Origin of the sequence: Variovorax sp. Root318D1 (genome assembly GCF_001424835.1) — a bacterium.
In the GTDB taxonomy this organism is placed as follows: domain Bacteria; phylum Pseudomonadota; class Gammaproteobacteria; order Burkholderiales; family Burkholderiaceae_C; genus Variovorax.
This window is the reverse complement of the sequence record NZ_LMCQ01000023.1, coordinates 186957-208566: the sequence shown is the minus strand read 5'-3', so window position 1 is coordinate 208566 and position 21610 is coordinate 186957. Positions and strand designations below refer to the sequence as shown.

The window sequence follows — 21610 nt, the reverse complement described above, 5'->3', positions numbered from 1 at the left end:
TATTGCACAGTTCGTGCCACCCATTAACATGTTGATAACAAAGGGTTCTTCATTGGGAAGAAGCCAGCATCGACTGAACTTAGAACACTTGTTGTGTGTTTTTTTCAGGCATGTGTTTGTTTTTCAGTCAGGGTTTTCGAGAGTGCGCCTGCCCCGCTCTCCGAGGGTCGGTCAAAGACCCTGGCTCGTCATCCGTTCGTACAAGGTGGCGCGCGAAATTCCGAGCAGCCTGGACGTGGCCAGCTTGTTGTTGCCCGTGGCCGCGAGCGCGGCGGCAATCGCCTTGCGCTCCAACTCCGCGATCTGCTGCGCCAACGGACGCAGCAGGTTGCCATCTTCGTCGCCGGGCGCGTGCGACGCATCGGGCAGCTCGATCTGCTCGAGCCCCGCTTCGCGAAGGATGCGTTCGAGCTGCGCGGCATCGATGCGCTGCGAGTCGCTGCGCATGGTCACCTGCTCCAGCACGTTGCGCAGCTCGCGGATGTTGCCACGCCAATGCTGGCCGGCAAGGAGCGCCAGCGCATCGGGAGTGACTTCGGGCGGCGCCTCGCCGCTGCGCAGCGCCATGTCTTCGCCCAATGCCTCGACCAGCGCCGGAATGTCGCTGCGGCGCTCGCGCAGCGGCGGCACACGCAGTGGCAACACGTTGAGGCGGTAGTACAGGTCTTCGCGGAACTGGCCGCGGCGCACCAGCTCGGGCAGGTCGCGCGAGGTGGCGGCAATCACGCGCGCATCGAAGGGCACTAGCTTGTTGGAGCCGAGCGGCTCGATCTCCCCTTCTTGCAGCGCACGCAGCAGCTTGGCCTGCAGGCCGAGCGGCATGTCGCCGATCTCGTCGAGGAACAGGCTGCCGCCGTCGGCCAGCTTGAATTTGCCCTCGCGGCCGCGACGGTCGGCACCGGTGAAGGCTCCCGGCGCGAAGCCGAAGAATTCGGCCTCCAGTAGCGTGTCGGGCACGGCCGCGATGTTGACGCTGACGAACTGCCCCTTGGCGCGTGCCGACGATGCGTGGATCGCATGCGCGAGCAGTTCCTTGCCGGTGCCGGTTTCACCGAGCAGCAGCACCGGGCTCGTGGACTGCGCGGCGCGCCGCGCATGGCGCTTCACCTCCACCGCCGCGGGGCTGCTGCCGATGAAGCTGGCAAAGGTGTACTTGGAGCGGCGCTGCCCGTCGGCCGCGTGCTGGTAGAGCGGGTTGTTGCGCTGGCTCGCGAGCTCGCGCCGCGCGTCGTCGAGGTCGCGCTGCAGCAGCGCGAACTTGCTGATGAGCGGCTGCAGCGTGGTTTCGGGCTGGTCGAACAGCACAATGCCGATGGCGCCGATGACCTCTCCCGCCCTGCCCTCGCGCCCATCGCTTTCGGCACGCAGCGGAATGCGGCTGACAACGAAAGTACCCGCCTTGTTGGTGAGCAGGTCGACCAGGATCGGCTCGCCGGTTTCGAGCACGCGCCGCATCTGCGTGTTGGGGATCACGTCCTCGACCATATGGCCCATGAACTCGTCGATCGATGAGAAGCCCAGCGCTGGCAGGAAGCGCCGGTACCCTTCGTTCACCCACACGATGCGCCCGCTGCGATCCACCAGGAACATGCCCTGGCTGATGCTCGAGAACAGATGGAACATCGATCGCGCGGCCAACGCGAGGATGCCGTCGGCATCCAGAGGCAGAGCGGGTAAAGCGGGCGGTGCGGAAACGGGCGGAACAGCAGACATGGGCGGATCGTAGCGCGCATCAATCGCCTGCGAATCGAGCATCAATGCGTCTTTGGAAAATGCCCAGAATGCGCATTGGCCGGACAGTGAGAAGAAAGCCCTCATGTGGGCATAAGTAAATCAATCGTTTGATTGCCCACAATGGTCTAATCGCCGGCATGAGCGCCCCAGCCCTCCAAGCCATTTCCGCCCGCGCGCCGCGCAGCGACGGACTCGAAGCGCGCCAGCGCCTCCTCTATGCCGCCCTTGCGCTCTTTGCCGCCAACGGCTATGCCAAGACCTCGACCCGCGAGATTGCACGCGCGGCGGACGTCAACATCTCGGCCATCAGCTACTACTTCGGCGACAAGGCCGGGTTGTATGCCGCCACCTTCGGCGAGCCGATGGGCGGCAATGCCGGAGACTTCGTTTCGCTGTACGACGCGCCCGATCTGCCGATGGAAGAAGCACTGCGCATCTTTTTCACCCGCATGGTCGAGCCGCTCAAGCAGGGCGAGATCGTGCGGCAATGCATCCAGTTGCACATGCGCGAGATGCTCGAGCCGACCAGCCAGTGGGCCAAGGAATTCGAGCGCGACATCAAGGCGCCGCACATCGCCATCGCCGGCGTGCTGTGCCGCCGCCTGGGTCTTGCGCGGCCCGACGACGACGTGCATCGCCTGACCTTCGCCATCACCGGGCTCGCGGTGCAGCTTTTCGTGAGCCAGGATCTCGTCGACGCCATACGCCCCTCTTTGCTGAACACGCCGAAAAACGTGGACACCTGGGCGCAGCGCCTCACCGGCTACGCCGTTGCGCTGGTCGAGGCCGAAGCCCTGCGCCGCAAAGCCATTGCCAAGCCCGCGGCCGTACCTGCTGCCCGCTCCGGGAGAAAGAAGACATGAGACGACTCCGATGGTTTGCCACCGTGTGCCTGCCCTTGGGCCTCGGCCTTGCCGGCTGCGGCCTGACTCGCCCGCCGGCCACGGTGGAGGCGCCCTTCCCCCCGCAGTGGCATGCGCCGCTGCCCCACGGCGGTTCGGTGGTTTCGCTGGCCGACTGGTGGCGCCAACTCGACGACCCGTTGCTGGTCGAACTGATTGCCGCGGCCGAAACCGCAAGCCCCAATCTCGCGAGCGCCGCCGCGCGCGTGGCCGAGGCGCGCTCCACGCGCGTGCAGGCCGGCGCCGCGCTGCTGCCCAACCTGGATGGCACGCTGTCGGCCAGCCGCGGTGTGTCGGGCTCTTCCTTCGGCGCGGGCGGCACGACGGCCTCCTCGTCCACCAGCAGCAGTGCGGCCATCGCGCCGGTGACCACGCTGCAAGCCGGCTTGCAGTCCAGGTGGGAGATCGACCTGTTCGGCCGCCTGCGCGCCGATCGCGATTCGGCCGAGCAGAAGTTGAGCGGCGCCACCGCGAAATGGCATGACGCGCGCGTGGCCGTCGCGGCCGAAACCGCGAACGCCTACTTCGCCGAGCGCGCCTGCCAGCAGCAGCTGCGCGTGGCCGAATCGGATGCGAAATCGCGCGGCGAAACCGCGCGCCTCACGGACCTGTCGGCGCGCGCCGGCTTCACTGCGCCGGCCGACGCCGCGCTGGCGCGCGCCAGCGCCTCGGATGCCTCGGGCCGCCTCACGCAGCAGCGCGCCCAGTGCGCGGTACAGCGTAAGGCGCTGGTGGCGCTCAGCGGCATCGACGAGCCCACGCTCGAACAGAAGCTGGCCGCCTCGCCCGCGCAGCGTGCGCTGCCCGTGGTCGGCAGCATCGCCAGCGTGCCGGCCGAGGCCATCTCGCAGCGGCCCGACGTGTACGCGGCCGAGCTCGGCGTGGCATCGGCCAGCGCCGACGTGGGTTCCGCCGAAGCCGAGCGCTATCCCAAGCTCAGCATCTCGGGCTCCATCGGCCGCATGCAGATCCGCACCAGCGGCTTTCGAGAATCGCTCGACACCTGGTCGATTGGCCCGGTGTCGCTCACCGTGCCGTTGCTCGACTTCGGCGCACGCGCGGCCAACAGCGATGCGGCCAAGGCGCGCTACACCGAAGCCGTGTCGCTCTACCGCGCGAACGTGCGGCAGGCGGTGCGCGAGGTGGAGGAAGCACTGGTCAACCTCGACGCCACCGACGCGCGCGCCACCGACGCCGACTCCGCGGTGAAGAACTACCAGGCCTCTTTCGACGCCACCCAGACCCGCTATAGCAGCGGCCTGGCGAGCCTGTTTGAGCTCGAGGATTCGCGCCGCACGCTCTTTGCCGCTCAGACCGCGCGCGTCTCGCTGCAACGCGAACGCGCCCAGGCCTGGGTTGCGCTCTACCGCTCGATGGGCGGCGGGTGGGCCCGCCCCGAATCGCCCCCGATGACTTCCAACCCGGCCGCCAAGGTCGCGACGTCGCCATGAAAAGTATCAAACGCTCCACCCTTGCCATCGCGCTGCTGGCGCTCGTCATCGTCATTGCGGCGGCCGTGTGGCTGACACGCAAGCCGGCGAGCGAGTCCGGCGCCCCGGCGGCGGCCGCCAAGGACAAGGCGGGTGCTCCGGCTGCCCGGCCGACGTTGACAGTCACGGTCGCCAAGCCCGAACTCACCGAACTCACGCTGACGCTTGCGGCCAACGGCAATGTGGCCGCCTGGCAGGAGGCCATCGTGGGCTCCGAATCCACCGGGCTCCGGCTCGCCGAAGTGCGCGTGAACGTGGGCGACCTGGTGAAGAAGGGCCAGGTGCTCGCCGTCTTCTCGCCCGAGACGGTGCAGGCGGACATCGCGCAATCGCGTGCCTCGCTGGCCGAAGCCAGGGCCACCGCCGCCGACGCAGCCGGCAACGCGGCGCGTGCCCGCACGCTGCAGGCCACGGGCGCGCTGAGCCAGCAGCAGATCAACCAGTACCAGACCGCCGAGCAGACCGCCAAGGCACGTGTCGAGGCCGCCGAAGCCGTGCTCGCCGCGCAGCAGGTCCGCGGTCGCAACACGCAGGTTCTGGCCCCCGACGACGGCGTGATCTCATCGCGCACCGCCACGGTCGGCAGCGTGGTGGCCTCCGGCACCGAGCTGTTCCGGCTGATCCGCCAGGGCCGGCTCGAATGGCGCGCCGAGGTCACCTCGGCCGAGCTCAGCCGCATCGCGGTGGGCACCACGGCCTTCGTGGTCAGCGCCAGCGGCGCGCAGGTGCGCGGCAAGGTGCGCAGCATCGCGCCCACGGTCGATCCGCAAACGCGCGCGGCGCTGGTCTACGTCGACCTGCCCAACGTGCAGCAGAACACCGGCATCAAGGCCGGCATGTTCGCGCGCGGCGACTTCGAGCTCGGCCGCAGCTCGGCGCCCACCGTGCCGCAGACCTCCATCGTTCCGCGCGACGGCTTCAACAACGTCTTCATGCTGCTGCCCGACAACCGCGTGGCGCAGCTGAAGGTGCAGACCGGCCGCCGCGTCGGTGAGCGTGTCGAGATCACCAGCGCGCTGCCCGAAGGCGCGCAGATCGTGGTGCAAGGGGCCGGCTTCCTGAACGACGGCGACCTGGTGCGCGTCGTGCCGGCGTCCGCCCCTGCAGCTGCGGGTGCACAGCCCGCCGCGGCGCCGGCCTCGGCCGCCGCGGGCAAGCAGGACGCGAACGATACGAAGGCACGGCCATGAACGTTTCCGCATGGTCCATCCGCAACCCGATTCCGGCGGTGATGCTGTTCGTGCTGCTCACCTTCGGTGGGCTGCTGTCGTTCAACGCGATGAAGGTGCAGAACTTTCCGGACATCGACCTGCCGACCGTGACGGTCTCGGCGGCTCTCCCCGGTGCCGCGCCTTCGCAGTTGGAGACCGACGTCGCGCGCAAGCTCGAGAACTCCATCGCCACGGTGCAGGGCCTCAAGCACATCACCACCAAGGTGCAGGACGGCGCCGCCACGCTGATCGTCGAGTTCCGACTCGAAAAGCCGGTGCAGGAAGCCGTGGACGACGTGCGCTCCGCGGTGCAGCGTGTGCGCGCCGACCTGCCGGCCGATGTGCGCGATCCGGTGGTCACAAAGCTCGACTTCGCGGCCCAGCCGGTGCTGGCTTTCACCATCGCCTCGGCGCGCATGGACATCGAGGCGCTGAGCTGGTACGTGGACAACGACATCACCAAGAAGCTGCTCGCGCTTCCGGGCGTGGGTGCGGTGAACCGTGTGGGTGGCGTCACGCGCCAGGTGCATGTCGACCTCGATCCGGCCAAGCTGCAGGCGCTCGGCGCCTCGGCGGCCGACATCTCGCGCCAGCTGCGCCAGGTGCAGACCGAAAGCGCCGGTGGCCGCATCGACCTGGGCGGCAGCGAGCAGCCGGTGCGCACCATGGCCACCGTGCAGTCGGCCGACCAGCTCGCCGACATGCAGATTGCGCTCTCCGATGGCCGGCGCGTGCGGCTCGACCAGGTGGCGCGCATCAGCGACACCATCGCCGAGCCGCGCGCCGCCGCGCTGCTGAACGGCAAGCCGGTGGTCGGCTTCGAAGTGGCCCGCAGCCGCGGCGCCAGCGAGGTGGAGGTGGGCCGCGCCATTCAAAAAGCGCTGGCCGACCTGCGTGTGCAGCGGCCCGACATCGAACTGACGGAAGCCTTCAACTTCGTCGACCCGGTGGAAGAAGAGTACGACGGCTCGCTGCACCTCTTGTACGAGGGCGCCATCTTGGCGGTGATCGTGGTGTGGCTTTTCCTGCGCGACTGGCGCGCCACTTTCGTCTCGGCCGTGGCGCTGCCGATGTCCGTCATCCCGGCCTTCATCGGCATGCACCTGTTGGGCTTCTCGGTCAACGTGATCTCGCTGCTCGCGCTCTCGCTGGTGGTGGGCATATTGGTGGACGACGCCATCGTGGAGGTGGAAAACATCGTGCGTCACCTGCGCATGGGCAAGTCGCCTTACGAGGCCGCCATGGAAGCGGCCGACGAAATCGGCCTGGCGGTGATCGCCACCACCTTCACGCTGATTGCGGTGTTCCTGCCAACGGCCTTCATGAGCGGCATCGCCGGCAAGTTCTTCAAGCAGTTCGGCTGGACGGCCTCGCTGGCGGTGTTCGCTTCGCTGGTGGTGGCGCGGGTGCTCACGCCCATGATGGCGGCCTACATCCTGAAGCCGGTGGTCGGCGCCGAAAAGGAGCCGCGCTGGCTCACGGCCTACATGCGCGCGGTGGAATGGAGCACGCACCATCGCTTCAAGACGATGGTGCTGGCCACCCTCTTCTTCTTCGGTTCGCTGGCGATGATCCCGCTGCTGAAGACCGGCTTCATTCCGCCGGACGACAACTCGCAGACGCAGATTTACCTCTCGCTCGCGCCCGGCTCCACGCTCGCCCAGACCACTGCGGCCGCTGAAGAAACGCGGCGCCGCGTGATGCAGATCAAGCACGTGAAAAGCGTCTACACCACCGTGGCGGGCGGCAGCGCGGGCGGCGATCCCTTCGCCAACTTCGGGACGCCCGAAACCCGCAAGGCCACGCTCACCATCAAGCTCGACGAGCGTGGCGACCGCCCGCGCAAGCAGGTGATCGAGAACCAGATCCGCACGGCACTTGAAACCCTGCCCGGCGTGCGCAGCACCGTGGGCCTCGGCGGCTCGGGTGAAAAGTACATCCTCGCGCTCACCGGTGAAGACCCGGCGGCGCTGGCCAGCGCGGCAAGCGCGGTCGAGAAAGACCTGCGCACGGTTCCCGGCCTCGGCAACATCACCTCGACCGCGAGCCTCGTGCGCCCCGAGATCGCCGTGCGCCCCGACTTCGCGCGCGCAGCCGACCTGGGCGTGACCAGTTCAGCCATCGCCGAGACGCTGCGCGTGGCCACGCTCGGCGACTACGACCAGGCACTGGCCAAGCTCAACCTTGCGCAGCGGCAGGTGCCCATCGTGGTGAAGCTCGAAGACTCGGCGCGGCAGAATCTCGACCTGCTCGGCCGCCTCTCGGTGCCCGGCGCGCGCGGTCCCGTCATGCTGAGCCAGGTGGCTTCGTTGACGATGGAAGGCGGTCCGGCCGTCATCGACCGCTACGACCGCTCGCGCAATGTCAACTTCGAGATCGAGCTTTCAGGCGTCGGGCTCGGCGATGCCAAGACCGCGGTGACGGCGCTGCCCTCGATCCAGAAGCTGCCGCCCGGCGTGCGCGTGACCGAGGTCGGCGACGCGGAAGTGATGACCGAGCTGTTCGCGAGCTTCGGCCTTGCGATGCTCACGGGCGTGCTGTGCATCTACATCGTGCTGGTGCTGCTGTTCAAGGACTTCCTGCATCCGGTGACGATTCTTTGCGCGCTGCCGCTGGCGCTTGGCGGCGCCTTCGTGGGCCTGCTCATCGGGCAGAAGGCGCTTTCGATGCCATCGCTGATCGGGTTGATCATGCTGATGGGCGTTGCCACCAAGAACTCGATCCTGCTGGTGGAGTACGCCATCGTGGCGCGCCGCGATCACGGCATGACCCGGTGGGAGGCCCTGCGCGATGCCTGCCACAAGCGCGCCCGGCCCATCATCATGACCACGCTGGCGATGGGTGCGGGCATGCTGCCGATTGCGGTGGGCCTGGGCGCGGCCGATTCGAGCTTCCGGTCGCCGATGGCGATGGCGGTGATTGGGGGGCTGATTACGTCTACCGTGTTGAGCCTGCTGGTGGTGCCGGCTGTGTTCACTTATGTGGACGACATCGAGCACTGGATTCGGCGGACTGTGCGGAAGGTGCGGGGGCAGCCGGCCGATCCGCATATCGATGATGACTTGGTCGAGCGGCAGGCTGGCTGACTCTTGTTCTCTCTTTGAGGTGGCGTAGCTTCTTTGACGCTGCGCGCTGTTTGTTTCCCGAGGCCGGGATATCCGCCCGGCGGCGGACTCACTTTCTTTTGGCGAAGCAAAAGAAAGTGAGTCGCCCGCCGGGGCGACACCCGGCCTCGGGAAGTAACCGCCGCGCGGCGGTATAAAACCAACTATCCTTCGCGCCCTCAAAAGAGGGCAGTAAGAGTCAGACCGCCAACCGAGCCAACTTCCGCTCACTCATGCGCTTCGCCACACGCGGCAACACCAGCACAGCCACAATGATGACCACCAGCGTGATCGACATAGGCCGCTGGAAGAACACCGCAGCACTGCCCTCGCCGATCGACATGGCATTGCGCAGCTGCGCTTCGGCCAGAGGCCCCAGGATCATGCCCACCACCACAGGAGCGGTCGGAAAGTCGAAGCGCCGCATCACCACGCCGAGCAGGCCAATGCCGTACAGCAGGAACAGGTCGAACGCGCTCTGGCGCATGCCGTAGGCACCGACCGTTGCGAAAATCAAGATGCCCGCGTAGAGCTGCGGCTTCGGAATCTTCAGCAGCTTGACCCAGAGGCCGACCATCGGCAGGTTCAGCACCAGCAGCATCACGTTGCCGATGTACAGCGACGCGATCAGCGCCCACACCAATGCGGCCGAGGTGGTGAACAACTGCGGACCCGGCTGGATGCCGTAGTTCTGGAATGCGCCGAGCAGGATGGCGGTGGTGTTCGAGGTCGGAATGCCGAGCGTGAGCAGCGGGATCAGCGCTGCCGTCACCGTGGCGTTGTTGGCGGCCTCGGGGCCGGCCACGCCTTCGATGGCGCCCTTGGTGCCGAACTCGGCCTTGGCATCCGCATCCTTGGCCAGCTTCTTTTCCGTCGCATAGCTCAGGAAGGTCGGGATCTCGGTGCCGCCGGCCGGGATGCAGCCGAACGGCGTGCCGATGGCGGTGCCGCGCAACCATGCAGGAATCGAGCGCTTCCAGTCGCGCGACGTCATGTGGACGCGGGTCAGCTTGTTCTGGCCTTCGACCACCTTGCCCTCGTAGAGCACGGCGTACAGCACTTCGGCCACCGCAAACAGGCCCACAGCCACCAGCACGATCTCGATGCCGTCGAGCAGTTCGGGAATGCCGCCGGTATAGCGGCCCTGGCCCGAGATCTGGTCGAGCCCGACGCAGCCGGCAGCCAGGCCGACGAACAGCGCCGTCATGCCGCGCAGCGTGCTCTTGCCCAGCACCGCACTCACCGTGGTGAAGGCCAGCAGCATCAGCAGGAAATACTCGGGCGGCCCGAGCTTCACGGCGAACTCGGCCACGAACGGCGCGAACAGCGTGACGATGACCGTGGCGATGGTGCCGGCCACGAAGGAGCCGATGGCAGCGGTGGCGAGCGCAGCGCCCGCCCGTCCGCTCTTGGCCATCTTGTTGCCTTCCATCGCAGTGACCATGCTGGCCGTTTCACCCGGCGTGTTCAGCAGGATCGACGTGGTCGAGCCGCCGTACATGGCGCCGTAGTAGATGCCCGAGAAGAAGATCATCGAGGCCGTGATCTCGACCTTGCCGGTGATCGGCAGCAGCATGGCAACCGCCACGGCGGGCCCGATGCCCGGCAGCACGCCGACGGCCGTGCCGAGGGCGCAGCCCACCAGGCACCAGAGCAGATTGACAGGGGTGATCGCCGCGGCGAAACCCGTCATGAGTGCGTTGAAGATTTCCATGTCAGATCCAGCCGGTGGTCGTCAGGCCCGGCAGGTTGATGGCCAGGAACTTGGTGAACATCCAGAACACAGGTGCGGCAATGAGCGCGCCGGTCAGCAAATCGATGGCCCAGGTTCGCGGCAGATTGGCCGAAGGCTGTCCACTCGCGCGGCGCAAGCCCTGCACCGCCAGCACGTAGCAGAACGTGCAGCTCAGGATGAAGCCGAGCTGTGTGATAAGCGCCGCATTGAGCAGCAGGCCCGCCGAAACCCAGACGAAGCCCGGCCAGTAGGCCCGCTCGGCGCCTGTGGGTGCGTCAAGCTCGCGAAAGCCGCCGGTGCGTGCTTCCCACAGGATCCAGCCGCCGCACAGCGTGAGCACGCCCGACACCAGCCACGGCAGGAAGTTGGGCCCGACGCCGCCATAGCCGGCTTCGGAAGGAATGCCGATGGCGCCGAAAGCCAGCGCCAGACCGGTCAGCAGCACGCCGGCACCAACCAACGTTTGCGGCCATATGGCCGCGGGTTGCGGCGAGACCGAGGATTCTGGAGTTGTCATTTTTTGCTCCCACAGTCAGGGAAAAGAAGGAGGCCCGTTGATAGGCCTCGCTATCGAAAGAGCCCCCATCCCCTTCCAGAAACACCGAGGAACCGGCTCTGCCGGGCCTCTGGTGTTGCCCCCGGTAGGGGGAGGGAGAAGCGACACGAAGTGCGCGGAGCCTGGGGGCGAGCCAAAGTCAGACCATTCCGGACTTGACCATGATGGCACGCAAGCTGGCGAAGTCGTCGTCGACGAACTTGGCAAACGCCTCGCCCGAGAGCACGGCCGGCGTCCAGTCGTTCTTCTTGAGCGTCTCGGCCCACGATGGGCTCTTGAGGGCGGCCAGCACCATGTCGGTCAGAGCCTTGCGCTGGTCGGCGGTGATGCCAGGGGCACCGTACACGCCGCGCCAGTTGCCGATCTCGACATCGATGCCCTGCTCCTTGAGCGTAGGCACGTTGATGCCCGGCAGGCGCTGGGCGGACGTGACGGCAATGGCCTTCATCTTGCCGGCGGCAATGTACTCGGCGAACTCGCTGTAGCCGCTCCCGCCGATGGTGACGTTGCCGCCCAGAATGGCCGCCGTGGCCTCGCCGCCGCCCCGGAAGGCCACGTAGTTGATCTTGGACGGATCGGCGCCGACCTTCTGCGCGATCATGGCCGCGGCAATGTGCTCGGTGGAACCGCGCGAACCGCCGCCCCACTTCACGCTGCCGGGATCTTTCTTGAGCTGATCGACCACGTCCTTCATGGTCTTGAACGGCGAATTGGCCGGCAGCACGAAGACGTTGTATTCGGTGGTCATGCGCGCAATGGGCGTGGCCTGCGACAGGCTGACCGGCGGCTTGCCGGTGATGATGCCGCCGAGCATGACGGAGCCCATCACCATGAGTGCGTTCGGGTCGGCCTTGGAGCCATTCACGAATTGGGCCAAGCCCAGTGCGCCGGCGGCGCCGCCCTTGTTGTCGTAGGTGACCGTGTCGGCCAGCTTGGATTCGGTCAGAGCCTTGCCCAGCGCGCGGCCCGTGGTGTCCCAGCCACCGCCCGGGTTGGCTGGAATCATCATCTTGACGTTGGCTGCAGCGCGTGCCGACAACGGCAACGCTCCGACGGCGGCCAGCGCGGCCAATGACTTCAAAAAGGTGTCGCGACGCATCGATGTCTCCTGGTAACTAAAGAAAACCTGACTTGGACCTGAGCCGCTATCATGCGCCGCCCTGCTGTCAGTTGGCTGTCCACCGGACTGGGGAAAACACCGAAGTACCATTCCCCCTCCACGCCCCATGAAGCTGCTGCTGGTCGAAGACGATCCCTCGATGCAGGTTACCCTGCAGCGCGCCCTCGCCCGCAGCAAGATCGACGTGCGCATCTGCGGCGACGGCGCCTTGGCCGTCGAGCAATGGCGCGCCCTGGAGCCCGACGTGGTGGCGCTCGACCTGAGCCTGCCGAACCTGGACGGCCTCCAGGTGCTGGCCGAGGCGCGCGCTGCGGGGCTTCGCACGCCCGTGCTGCTGTTGACCGCCCGCGGCACGGTGGGCGATCGCATCATGGGCCTGAATGCCGGGGCCGACGACTACCTTCCCAAGCCCTTCGATCTCGACGAGTTGGAGGCGCGCATCCGGGCGTTGCGCCGGCGCCACCAGAATGCCGGCACCGACGTGATCTTGAATCCGCAGGAGGTCGGCGGCCTGCGTTTCGAGCCCGAAAGCGGCGCCATCTACCACCGTGGCGGCATCCTGGAACTCACGCCACGCGAACTGGCGCTGCTCAAGGCGCTGATGATGAAGCCGGGCCATGCGGTCAGCAAGGAACGGCTTTTCGAGCTCGTGTTTCCGGGCGAGACCGACGTGCAATACGAGGCCGTCGAGGTGGTGGTGTATCGCCTGCGCAAGAAGCTCGTGGGCACCGGCGCCGCGCTGATGACGCTGCGCGGGCTGGGCTATCTCTTGCGCGCGGAACCATGAAGGCCGCCTTGTCGCTGCGCGCGAGGCTGCTGTTCGGCATTCTCGCGCCGGTGGCGCTGTTCATCGTGATCAACAGCGTGAGCCTGTACCGGCAGAGCCTGGCCGCGGCCACCACCGCCTACGACCGGACCTTGCTCGCGTCGGCCAAGACCATCGGCGAACAGCTCGACGTGGAAGGCTACGACGAAGCAGCACGGCTGCGCGCCATCGTGCCTTACTCCGCGCTCGAGGCCTTCGAGGCCGACAACCGCAGTCGGCTTTTCTACCGGGTTTCGGCGCTTGATGGCGAAATGGTGTCGGGCTTTGGCGAACTGCCGTTCTGGCGCGGCCGCATCCCTGATCGCGGGGCCTATTCGGCGCTGGTCGATTTCTACGACGCGAGCTTTCGCGGCCAGCCGGTCCGCATGGCGGTGCTGCTGCAGCCGGTGTCCAGCGGCCGCGGCCGCGGCATGGCCGTGGTGCAGGTGGCCGAAACCCTCGAGCTGCGCGAAACGCTGGTGCGCAAGCTGCTCGTCGACATGCTGTGGCGCCAGCTGCTGCTGATGGGCGTGATTGCGCTGGTCACAGTGCTGGTGGTGCAACGCGCCACGCGGCCAGTGCGGGAACTCGGCGAAGCCATCGAGAAGCGCGCGGCCGACGACCTTTCACCCATCGATGCGCCCGATGCGCCGCGTGAACTGCGGCCGCTGGTCGACGCCACCACCGAGGTCATGGGCCGGCTGCAGCGCCTGCTCGACCACCAGAAGCGCTTCGTGCGCGACAGTGCTCATCAGTTGCGCACGCCGTTGGCCGTGCTGAAGGCGCAGGTCCAGTCGGCAAGGCGCGGCGATGTGGCGCCGGAACAGGCGCTCCGCGAAATCAGCCAGACGGTGGAGCGCGCGACCACGCTCGCCAACCAGATGCTGTCGCTCGCCAAGGTCGAGCAGCTGCGGCAGCAGCCGGAATCGGTTCCGCTGGAACTCGGCGAGGTGGTGAGGCAGATTGCGCTGGATCTCTCGCCGCTGATCGCCGACAAGTCGCTCGATTTCGAGTTGGACATCGACCACCCCGTGATGGTGCGCGCGCACCAGTGGATGCTGCAGGAGCTCACGCGAAACCTGCTGCACAACGCCATCAAGCAGAGTCCGCCGGGCGGCGCGCTTTCCGTCGTGGTGCGCTCCGACGAGGACGAAGCCGTGCTGACGGTGCGCGACGAGGGGCCCGGCATTTCGGCCGAACTGCGCCAGCGCCTGTTCGCGCCCTTCTCCGCCGGCGACACGGCCAGCGGCTCCGGGCTGGGCCTCGCAATCTGCCGCGAAATCGTGCTGGCGCTGGGCGGGCGCATCAGCCTGGACAACCGCAGCGTGCAGGAAAATTCCGCACAGGTGGTCGGGCTCGACGCTGTCGTGCGGCTCCCTGTCTACCACCACAATTCCTGAATATGGATCGCTTGCGCATCGACAAATGGCTCTGGGCCGCCCGCTTCTTCAAGACGCGCTCCCTGGCTGCGGATGAGATCGGCAAGAACCGGATACAGGTCAATGGCGACATCGCCAAGGCCTCGCGCGAGGTCAAGGCCGGGGACACCGTTGCCATTCGCTTGGGCGCAGTGACGCGGACTGTCATGGTGCGCGGTCTGAGCGGCCAACGAGGTCCGGCGCCCGTGGCGCAGCAACTCTACGAAGAAACGCCGGAGAGCATTGCCGCGCAGGCTGCGATGCGCGAACAGCGCCGCATGGGCAGCGAGCCGGCCCTGGCCATCGTGCAAGGCCGGCCGACCAAGCGCGACCGGCGCGAGCTCGACGGCGCTGCACGGCATGCCGATTGGGACAACCGGTGGAGCGCGTCCATCGATCCGGACGACACCGATCGCTGATCGCCCGCTGCCGATCGCGTACGCTGCGTGTTTTTGCACGGAGCCCGGTTCATGGCCAGCCTCAAGAAATACCGCGTCGGCAGCACCTTCAAACTCTCGCAGGTAAGTCCCGGCGAAACACCCTTTCTCGAGGGAAACACGGCCGCGCAGGTCGCCGAAATCGACGCCCTCGCGGTCGAACTCGACGAGATGCAGGATCTGCTGCATGCCGAAGGCCGCCGCAAGGTCCTCTTGGTGCTGCAAGGCATGGACACCAGCGGCAAGGACGGCACGGTGCGCTGGGTTTTTTCGCGCACATCTCCGTTGGGTGTCCGGGTCACGGCCTTCAAGGTGCCCAACGACGACGAACGCGCCCACGACTATCTCTGGCGCTGCCATGCGGTCGTGCCGCGCGCGGGCGAAATCGCGGTGTGGAACCGCAGCCACTACGAAGACGTGCTGGTGCCGGTGGTCGAGGGCTGGATCGACAAGGCCGAAGCCAGGCGCCGCTATGCGCAGATCAACGACTTCGAGCGCCTGCTGGTCGAGACCGGCACGGTCATCGTCAAGTGCATGCTGCACATCGACAAGGACGAGCAGCGCGAACGCCTGCAGGCACGCATCGACACGCCCGGCAAGCAATGGAAGTTCAGCCTGGGGGACCTGGAGGTGCGCGCCAAGTGGAACGCCTACCAGGAGGCCTACGACAAGGCGCTGCGCGCAACCTCGACCGAGCACGCGCCCTGGTACGTGATACCCGCCAACCACAAGCGGCACCGCAATCTCATGATTGCCCGGCTGCTCATGAAGACGCTCCGGGAAATGAAGCTCAAGGTGCCGGGCGCGGAACCCGCGCTCAAAGGCATGATCATCAAGTGATCGGGCGAGTGCTGCGCGGATTGCGCAGCGCTCGCGAGCGTCAGGAGCGGCGGCTGGTCGCTTGGCCCAGCACGCGGCACTTGCCGAATTCGCAGCGAACGGGCAAGTTCGCGCCGTTCGAACACGGTACGTTGTACGACTCGTAGCCGGGGCCCTTCGCGATCAGTTCCGCCCGCGGCTGGATGTTGCACTGGCCCGCCTTGGCGACCACTTCGGCGTTGTACGTGTCCACACCCGTTCGGCGCGGGGCCAGAACGATCTCCGGATTGAAGGAGTGGCCGTAGAAGGTGTCCCGCACGTTGGGGTCAAGATTGCGATAACCGCGCTTTGCCATGCAGTGCACGATTGCGATCTGCTGGTGCTCGGCAATCACGCTGGCGTCGGGGCGATAAGACATGTCGATCGCCGCAGCCGCGATGCCCCCCTGGGCAGCCGCAGCCACAATGCCCTGGCCGTGCACGGTGATCAACCCGAGGCCCAACGCCAGCCACATGGCGTCGCCAGACTCGCTACGCGCGGTGATCCGGGTTGCCGCAGTGCGGCAATCGGCCACGTCGCTGTCATAGCGAGCCTTGTCGACGCCCTCCATGGCCACCATCGGCACATACGACAGGCCCGATCCTGTTCCGGGCTGCGTCGGAGTCGGCGGCGTGCTGACGCACCCGGCCAATGCAACAACGGCGCACACGATGCTCAGCAGCAGCTTCATGGAATTCCCTCGTCCTCTTTCGCGATATTTCCGTCGATTTAACCATACAGATGGTTACTTTTGCGCCAATTTTGTCGCAACCTCGCGACGGCCAGCGGCTTGAATGCTTTTGGCTACAGGCTTCGGAAATACCGCAGATGCGCGGCGAAGTCGCTTTTTTCATGAAACGATCTACCGCACGCCGCCAAGCTTCTTCGAGAAACGAGATCACGACCCCGACACTGCATGAACACGAACCCCGGCAGCGCGATCCGCGAACTTTATGCAGCCCTATGGCACTTCGCCGCTGGCGCCCGCGGGCAGTTGCTGGGGGCCACGGCGCTGCTCGGCGCATCGCAGCTGATCCGGCTCGCCTTGCCCTACCTGGCCGGCCAGGCCATCAACGCACTGCAGCGCAACGAGTTCGGCACCGCCGGCCGCTGGATCGGTACGCTGGCAGGCGTATACATCGGCGCGTGGGCCTTGCATGGGCCTGGCCGCATCCTCGAGCGCAACGTGGGCGTGAAGGTCCGCGAGGCGCTGGCGGACCGGCTTTATGCCCGCCTTGCCGCCGCGCCGCTGGTGTGGCACAACAGCCACCATTCGGGCGAACTGCAGCACCGCGTGCATCAGGCCAGCCGGGCACTGTCCGACTTTGCGCAGAACCAGTTCATCTGGCTCACGAACGCCGTCAACTTCGTCGGGCCGCTGATCGCGCTGGCGCTGCTGTCGCGCAGCAGCGGCCTCACGGCCCTGGCGGGCTATGTGCTCATCGCCATCGTCATCGTGCAGATCGACCGGGCGCTGATGCGCCTGGCCCGCGCCGAGAACGACGCCGACCGCCGCTACGTGGCGGCCCTGCTCGACTTTCTGGGCAATGCCTCGACAGTGATCGGCCTTCGCCTGCAGGGTGCCTCCCGGCTGCTGTTGCGCCGCCGCATGGCCGCCGTTTCGAAGCCGCTGAAGCGCACGGTCATTCTCAACGAGGGCAAGTGGTTCGCGGTCGATCTGATGGGCCTGGCGCTGACCTGGGGCCTGGTGGTGATCTATGTGTGGCAGGCACGCACCCCGGGCCAGGCCGTGATGCTGGGCGCGGTGTTCATGATCTACCAGTACGCGCAGCAGGCTGCCGGCGTGGTGACGTCGGTTGCGGCCAATTTTTCGTTCTTCGCGCGCATGCATACCGACTACAGCAGTGCCGAGCCTATCTGGCAGGCGCCCATCGGCAGTGCGGAAGAAAACCCGCCCGACCGGGTGCCCGAACATGAGCGCATTGATCCCGATGCTGCGTGGAAGACGCTGGAGATCGAAGCGTTGCAATGGAACTACGCTCCACGCGGCTCGGCAGCGCCGTCCGACGGCGAGCCGGTGCGTGGTGGCCTCGAGGCCGTGACGCTGACGCTTCGCCGCGGCGAACGCATCGCGCTCGTCGGCCCAAGCGGCGGCGGCAAGAGCACCTTGCTGCGCGTGCTGGCGGGCCTGTACGCACCGCACGGAGGCACGCTTTCCATCGACGGCCGGCCGGCCGATTGGACGCAGCTGCGCCGCATCGCCACGCTCATCCCGCAGGAAACCGAAGTGTTCGAAGCCAGCGTCCGCGAAAACCTTTCGTTTGGCCAACCGCTCTCCGACGACGCGCTGCGCGCGGCACTGCACGTGAGCGCGTTCGACGAAGTGCTCAGGGCCACGAATGGCGACCTCGAAACGTCCGTGTCCGAACGCGGCTTCAACCTGTCAGGCGGGCAGCGCCAGCGCCTTTGCCTGGCGCGCGGCGTTCTGGCGGCCGAGGGCAGTTCACTGCTGTTGCTCGACGAGCCCACCAGCGCGCTCGACGCCGGCACCGAGGCGCGTGTGCTGGAGCGAATTGCCAATGCCTTCCCACGCGCCTGCGTGATCGCGTCGATCCATCGCCTGAGCCTGCTCGATCGCTTCGACACCGTGGTGGTGATGGAAGCCGGCCGGGTTCTCGACGCCGGGCCGCGCGACGCGGTGCTGAAGCGACAGCCGATGCTGCAGCGACTGGTTGCGCCTGGGGAGAGTGAGATTTCCCAATGACAAACGCCCCTTGCGGGGCATGCCAATGAAAAACGCCCCTTGCGGGGCGTTTTAAAGCGTTAACACGCTTGGCTTGGCGGAACCGGAGGGATTCGAACCCTCGATGAGGCTCTACACCCCATACTCCCTTAGCAGGGGAGCACCTTCGGCCACTCGGTCACAGTTCCTGAAAGAAGCCGAGATTATGCCACCGTCAGGCGGCCGGTTGATCCAGATCGAAGGCTTTGTGCAGCGCGCGCACGGCCAATTCCATATATTTTTCGTCGATCACGACCGAGGTCTTGATTTCGCTGGTCGAAATCATCTGGATGTTGATGCCCTCTTCGCTCAACACGCGGAACATCTTGCTGGCCACGCCGACGTGGCTGCGCATGCCGATGCCGACGATGCTGACCTTGCAGATCTTGGTGTCACCCACGATTTCGGTCGCGTTCAGCGAGGGCATGACCTTGGTCTGCAGCAGGTCGACCGTCTTCGCATACTCATTGCGATGCACGGTAAAGCTGAAGTCGGTACGGCCATCCTTGCTGAGGTTCTGGATGATCACGTCGACCTCGATGTTGGCGTCCGCCACGGCGCCGAGGATGTGATACGCGATGCCTGGCTTGTCGGGCACGCCGAGCACCGAGATCTTGGCCTCGTCGCGGTTGAAAGCGATGCCGGATACAACGGCTTGTTCCATGTTTTCGTCTTCCTCGAAAGTGATCAGCGTGCCGGACTTGGCCTCTTCATTGATGTCGATGTCCCACGGCGTGAAGCTCGAAAGCACACGCAGCGGCACCTTGTATTTGCCGGCGAATTCGACCGAGCGGATTTGCAGCACCTTGGATCCCAGGCTCGCCATTTCGAGCATCTCTTCGAAGCTCACGGTCGAGAGGCGGCGCGCATCGGGCTCCACGCGTGGGTCGGTGGTGTAGACGCCGTCCACGTCGGTGTAGATCAGGCACTCGTGCGCCTTCATGGCGGCCGCAATGGCCACGGCGGAGGTGTCGCTGCCGCCACGGCCCAGCGTGGTGATGTTGCCGTCTTCGTCCACGCCCTGGAAGCCGGTGATGACAACCACCTTGCCGGCGTCGAGGTCGGCGCGCACGCGCTCGTCGTCGATGCTCTCGATGCGGGCCTTGGTGTACGAGTTGTCGGTGCGCACCGACACCTGCCAGCCCGCGTAGCTCACGGCTTCCATGCCTTCGGCTTGGAGGGCAATGGCCAGCAGCGCCGACGAAGCCTGTTCGCCGGTCGAGGCGAGCATGTCGAGTTCACGGCCATGGGCCTCGCTCGATTTGCTTGGTGCCAATTCCTTGGCCAGGCCAAGCAGGCGATTGGTCTCGCCGCTCATGGCGCTTGGCACCACGATCATCTGGTGGCCGGCGCGTGCCCATTTGGCGACGCGCTTGGCAACATTCTTGATGCGCTCGGTCGAGCCCATCGACGTACCGCCGTATTTGTGAACGATCAATGCCATGGGTGAATTCAGAGAAAAAGAAAGGGCCGCTCCACGCCGGAGTGCAAGCGCGGCGCCCTGCAAGCCGTCAGCGCGAAGCCTTGGGCGAGGGCCCGGAATTGTACCAATGCAGAAAATCGCCCCTGCGCTCGATGAAACCACTGGCCACCTTCAGGTGGATGCGATGGCCACGTGTGGTGCAGGCGCGAACCTGGTCCAGCAGTTGTTCCAGCTGCGCCGCGCTGGGCGCACAGCCGTGCGCCTGCATGAGCCAGTGCCGCAGCACATTGGCCTGCCGCGCGCGCGAAAGCGCTTGCAGCTCTGCGACACGGGGCGGATCTCCCACCACGGCCAGATCTTGCGCGGCGAGTTCGCTCAGCAATTCCTGCCCCTGCGCGGCATGGCCGATGCTGCGGGCGAAGGTGGCGCGGAATTGCGGAAAAGTCCGCGCTAGCGCGGGCAGCAGCACTGCGCGAATCCGGTTGCGCGTATAGCGCTCGTTCTGGTTGGTCGGGTCCTCGATCCAAGGCAAATCGAGGCCTTCGAGCCAAGCGCGGATATCGGCGCCCGGGACAGCCAGCAATGGCCGATAGATGTCGAGCCCGTGGCGCTGCGCATGCGCGGGCATCGCAGCCAGGCCAGGAAGACCCGCGCCCCGGGAAAGGGCGAGCAACAGGGTTTCGACCTGATCGTCCGCATGGTGCCCCAGAGCTATGGATTTGATAGCGCCAGCGGGTTCGCCCTCGCGCGCCATTGCCGCAAAAGCTTCGTACCGGGCGCGCCGGGCCGCATCTTCGGGGCTGTCGCCCTGCGCATGCCGGGCATCGACGCGGTGCACCACCAGCGGCACGCCGAGGCGCTCGCACACCGCGGCGCAGTGCCGTTCGAAATCGTCAGCGGCGGCCTGCAGCCCGTGGTGCACGTGAAACGCCACCACCTGCCCTGGCCAGACGGATGCGCAGGCGGCCAGCAAGGCCGTGGAATCCGCGCCGCCGCTGAAGCCCACCGCCAGCGGCAGATGCGCCGGCTCGAACGCGGCCATCGCGCGTTCGAAGGCTTCGTTCATGGGGCGCTTGCTTATCTGCCGGCGTCGGCCTTGGTGTCGTTGAACCGGCCGTAGCTCTGCAGGCGCTCATAGCGGCGATCGAGCAGTTCCTTTGGCTTCAGGTCGCTGACCTGGCGGAAGGCATCGTTGAGCGCACGCTTGAGGAAAGCGGCCATCTGGCGATGGTCGCGGTGCGCGCCGCCAACCGGCTCATTGACGATCTTGTCGACCAGGCCCAGGGCCTTGAGGCGGTGCGCCGTGATGCCGAGGGCATCGGCCGCTTCCTGGGCCTTGTCGCTGGTTTTCCAGAGAATGGAAGCGCAGCCTTCGGGGCTGATCACCGAGTAGATGGAGTACTGCAGCATCACGAGCTGGTCGCCCACCGAGATGGCCAGCGCGCCGCCGGAGCCGCCCTCGCCGATGATGGTGACGATGATCGGCACCTCGAGCTGCGCCATCTCGAAGATGTTGCGGCCGATGGCTTCGGACTGGCCGCGCTCCTCGGCATCGATGCCGGGGTAGGCGCCCGGCGTATCGACGAAGGTGAAGACTGGCAGCTTGAATTTTTCGGCCGTCTTCATGAGGCGCAAGGCCTTGCGGTAGCCCTCGGGCTTGCTCATGCCGAAGTTGCGCGCGGTGCGCTCCCTGGTGTCGCGGCCCTTTTGGTGGCCCAGCACCATGCAGGGCGTGCCGTTGAAGCGCGCGAGGCCGCCCACGATCGAGAGGTCGTCGGCAAAGTGCCGGTCGCCGTGCAGTTCGACGAAGTCGGTGAAGATTTCGTTGACGTAGTCGAGCGTGTAGGGGCGTTCCGGATGCCGGGCAATCTTGGTGATCTGCCAAGGCGTCAGGTCGCTATAGATGTCTTTGGTGAGCTGCTGGCTTTTCTTGCCGAGCTGGTCGATTTCCTCCGAGATGTCGACCGCCGATTCGGTCTGTACATAGCGCAGTTCTTCGATCTTGGATTCGAGTTCAGCAATGGGCTGCTCGAAGTCGAGGAAGGTTCGTTTCGCCAACGTCTTCTCCTGTTGT

17 protein-coding genes and 1 tRNA gene are annotated in these 21610 nt (G+C 66.3%); 9 read left to right on the top strand and 9 right to left on the bottom strand.

What is annotated here, in order from left to right; all coding sequences use genetic code 11:
- Positions 1 to 171: 171 nt before the first annotated feature.
- Positions 172 to 1713, bottom strand: coding sequence for a sigma-54 interaction domain-containing protein (locus tag ASC78_RS21855; RefSeq protein ID WP_055806760.1), 1542 nt, complete (start codon positions 1711 to 1713; stop codon positions 172 to 174).
- A gap of 158 nt (positions 1714 to 1871) precedes the next feature.
- Between ASC78_RS21855 and ASC78_RS21850 the strand changes: the two genes are divergently transcribed.
- From ASC78_RS21850 to ASC78_RS21835, 4 genes are read left to right on the top strand one after another with little or no spacing between them, the layout of a single operon-like run.
- On the top strand, positions 1872 to 2597 hold the full coding sequence (locus tag ASC78_RS21850) for a CerR family C-terminal domain-containing protein (protein WP_055806180.1): 726 nt from the start codon (positions 1872 to 1874) through the stop codon (positions 2595 to 2597).
- Positions 2594 to 4087 carry an efflux transporter outer membrane subunit gene (locus ASC78_RS21845; RefSeq protein WP_055806177.1) on the top strand — a complete coding sequence of 498 codons (1494 nt, stop codon included), beginning with the start codon at positions 2594 to 2596 and terminating at the stop codon, positions 4085 to 4087. The genes ASC78_RS21850 and ASC78_RS21845 overlap by 4 nt, the downstream gene beginning before the upstream one ends.
- Positions 4084 to 5316, top strand: a complete 1233-nt coding sequence (locus ASC78_RS21840) for an efflux RND transporter periplasmic adaptor subunit (protein ID WP_055806175.1) — start codon at positions 4084 to 4086, stop codon at positions 5314 to 5316. The genes ASC78_RS21845 and ASC78_RS21840 overlap by 4 nt, the downstream gene beginning before the upstream one ends.
- On the top strand, positions 5313 to 8423 hold the full coding sequence (locus ASC78_RS21835; RefSeq protein WP_055806172.1) for an efflux RND transporter permease subunit: 3111 nt from the start codon (positions 5313 to 5315) through the stop codon (positions 8421 to 8423). Before ASC78_RS21840 ends, ASC78_RS21835 begins: the two co-directional genes overlap by 4 nt.
- A gap of 217 nt (positions 8424 to 8640) precedes the next feature.
- On the opposite strand, the gene ASC78_RS21830 is transcribed toward ASC78_RS21835, so the two are convergent.
- The 3 genes from ASC78_RS21830 to ASC78_RS21820 form a co-directional block, all read right to left on the bottom strand.
- Entirely contained in the window at positions 8641 to 10155 is a 1515-nt protein-coding gene (locus ASC78_RS21830; protein WP_055806170.1) for a tripartite tricarboxylate transporter permease, read from the bottom strand.
- Position 10156: 1 nt separating this feature from the next.
- Complete coding sequence (locus tag ASC78_RS21825; protein ID WP_055806168.1) at positions 10157 to 10693, bottom strand: tripartite tricarboxylate transporter TctB family protein; 537 nt, start codon at positions 10691 to 10693, stop codon at positions 10157 to 10159.
- A 178-nt stretch (positions 10694 to 10871) separates the two neighbouring features.
- The gene (locus tag ASC78_RS21820) at positions 10872 to 11831 is read right to left on the bottom strand and encodes a tripartite tricarboxylate transporter substrate binding protein (protein ID WP_055806165.1); all 960 of its coding nucleotides are present in this window, start codon (positions 11829 to 11831) and stop codon (positions 10872 to 10874) included.
- A gap of 127 nt (positions 11832 to 11958) precedes the next feature.
- On the opposite strand from ASC78_RS21820, the gene ASC78_RS21815 reads away from it, so the two are divergent.
- From ASC78_RS21815 to ASC78_RS21800, 4 genes are read left to right on the top strand one after another with little or no spacing between them, the layout of a single operon-like run.
- Entirely contained in the window at positions 11959 to 12639 is a 681-nt protein-coding gene (locus ASC78_RS21815; RefSeq protein WP_055806162.1) for a response regulator transcription factor, read from the top strand.
- Complete coding sequence (locus ASC78_RS21810; protein WP_055806160.1) at positions 12636 to 14057, top strand: sensor histidine kinase; 1422 nt, start codon at positions 12636 to 12638, stop codon at positions 14055 to 14057. The genes ASC78_RS21815 and ASC78_RS21810 overlap by 4 nt, the downstream gene beginning before the upstream one ends.
- A gap of 2 nt (positions 14058 to 14059) precedes the next feature.
- A complete protein-coding gene (locus ASC78_RS21805; RefSeq protein WP_055806156.1) occupies positions 14060 to 14494 on the top strand; it encodes an RNA-binding S4 domain-containing protein in 435 nt (144 codons plus the stop codon).
- A gap of 51 nt (positions 14495 to 14545) precedes the next feature.
- Entirely contained in the window at positions 14546 to 15352 is an 807-nt protein-coding gene (locus ASC78_RS21800) for a PPK2 family polyphosphate kinase (RefSeq protein WP_055806153.1), read from the top strand.
- Positions 15353 to 15392: 40 nt separating this feature from the next.
- Here the strand turns inward: ASC78_RS21800 and ASC78_RS21795 are convergent, their stop codons facing one another.
- Positions 15393 to 16061 carry a hypothetical protein gene (locus ASC78_RS21795; protein WP_055806150.1) on the bottom strand — a complete coding sequence of 223 codons (669 nt, stop codon included), beginning with the start codon at positions 16059 to 16061 and terminating at the stop codon, positions 15393 to 15395.
- Positions 16062 to 16286: 225 nt separating this feature from the next.
- On the opposite strand from ASC78_RS21795, the gene ASC78_RS21790 reads away from it, so the two are divergent.
- Positions 16287 to 18095 carry an ABC transporter ATP-binding protein gene (locus ASC78_RS21790; RefSeq protein ID WP_082517624.1) on the top strand — a complete coding sequence of 603 codons (1809 nt, stop codon included), beginning with the start codon at positions 16287 to 16289 and terminating at the stop codon, positions 18093 to 18095.
- 74 nt (positions 18096 to 18169) lie between these two features.
- On the opposite strand, the gene ASC78_RS21785 is transcribed toward ASC78_RS21790, so the two are convergent.
- From ASC78_RS21785 to ASC78_RS21770, 4 genes are all read right to left on the bottom strand, one after another.
- Positions 18170 to 18262: transfer RNA gene (locus ASC78_RS21785), tRNA-Ser, on the bottom strand.
- Positions 18263 to 18288: 26 nt separating this feature from the next.
- Positions 18289 to 19557, bottom strand: coding sequence for an aspartate kinase (locus ASC78_RS21780; RefSeq protein WP_055806148.1), 1269 nt, complete (start codon positions 19555 to 19557; stop codon positions 18289 to 18291).
- A 67-nt stretch (positions 19558 to 19624) separates the two neighbouring features.
- Positions 19625 to 20602, bottom strand: a complete 978-nt coding sequence (gene tilS / locus ASC78_RS21775) for a tRNA lysidine(34) synthetase TilS (RefSeq protein WP_055806145.1) — start codon at positions 20600 to 20602, stop codon at positions 19625 to 19627.
- An 11-nt stretch (positions 20603 to 20613) separates the two neighbouring features.
- Positions 20614 to 21594 carry an acetyl-CoA carboxylase carboxyltransferase subunit alpha gene (locus ASC78_RS21770; protein ID WP_055806142.1) on the bottom strand — a complete coding sequence of 327 codons (981 nt, stop codon included), beginning with the start codon at positions 21592 to 21594 and terminating at the stop codon, positions 20614 to 20616.
- Positions 21595 to 21610: the final 16 nt, after the last annotated feature.

Coding starts and splice junctions, on each gene's coding strand:
- ASC78_RS21855 (WP_055806760.1), bottom strand. CDS start 1,713: ATGTCTGCTGTTCCGCCCGTTTCCGCACCGCCCGCTTTACCCGCTCTG.
- ASC78_RS21850 (WP_055806180.1), top strand. CDS start 1,872: ATGAGCGCCCCAGCCCTCCAAGCCATTTCCGCCCGCGCGCCGCGCAGC.
- ASC78_RS21845 (WP_055806177.1), top strand. CDS start 2,594: ATGAGACGACTCCGATGGTTTGCCACCGTGTGCCTGCCCTTGGGCCTC.
- ASC78_RS21840 (WP_055806175.1), top strand. CDS start 4,084: ATGAAAAGTATCAAACGCTCCACCCTTGCCATCGCGCTGCTGGCGCTC.
- ASC78_RS21835 (WP_055806172.1), top strand. CDS start 5,313: ATGAACGTTTCCGCATGGTCCATCCGCAACCCGATTCCGGCGGTGATG.
- ASC78_RS21830 (WP_055806170.1), bottom strand. CDS start 10,155: ATGGAAATCTTCAACGCACTCATGACGGGTTTCGCCGCGGCGATCACC.
- ASC78_RS21825 (WP_055806168.1), bottom strand. CDS start 10,693: ATGACAACTCCAGAATCCTCGGTCTCGCCGCAACCCGCGGCCATATGG.
- ASC78_RS21820 (WP_055806165.1), bottom strand. CDS start 11,831: ATGCGTCGCGACACCTTTTTGAAGTCATTGGCCGCGCTGGCCGCCGTC.
- ASC78_RS21815 (WP_055806162.1), top strand. CDS start 11,959: ATGAAGCTGCTGCTGGTCGAAGACGATCCCTCGATGCAGGTTACCCTG.
- ASC78_RS21810 (WP_055806160.1), top strand. CDS start 12,636: ATGAAGGCCGCCTTGTCGCTGCGCGCGAGGCTGCTGTTCGGCATTCTC.
- ASC78_RS21805 (WP_055806156.1), top strand. CDS start 14,060: ATGGATCGCTTGCGCATCGACAAATGGCTCTGGGCCGCCCGCTTCTTC.
- ASC78_RS21800 (WP_055806153.1), top strand. CDS start 14,546: ATGGCCAGCCTCAAGAAATACCGCGTCGGCAGCACCTTCAAACTCTCG.
- ASC78_RS21795 (WP_055806150.1), bottom strand. CDS start 16,061: ATGAAGCTGCTGCTGAGCATCGTGTGCGCCGTTGTTGCATTGGCCGGG.
- ASC78_RS21790 (WP_082517624.1), top strand. CDS start 16,287: ATGAACACGAACCCCGGCAGCGCGATCCGCGAACTTTATGCAGCCCTA.
- ASC78_RS21780 (WP_055806148.1), bottom strand. CDS start 19,557: ATGGCATTGATCGTTCACAAATACGGCGGTACGTCGATGGGCTCGACC.
- tilS (WP_055806145.1), bottom strand. CDS start 20,602: ATGAACGAAGCCTTCGAACGCGCGATGGCCGCGTTCGAGCCGGCGCAT.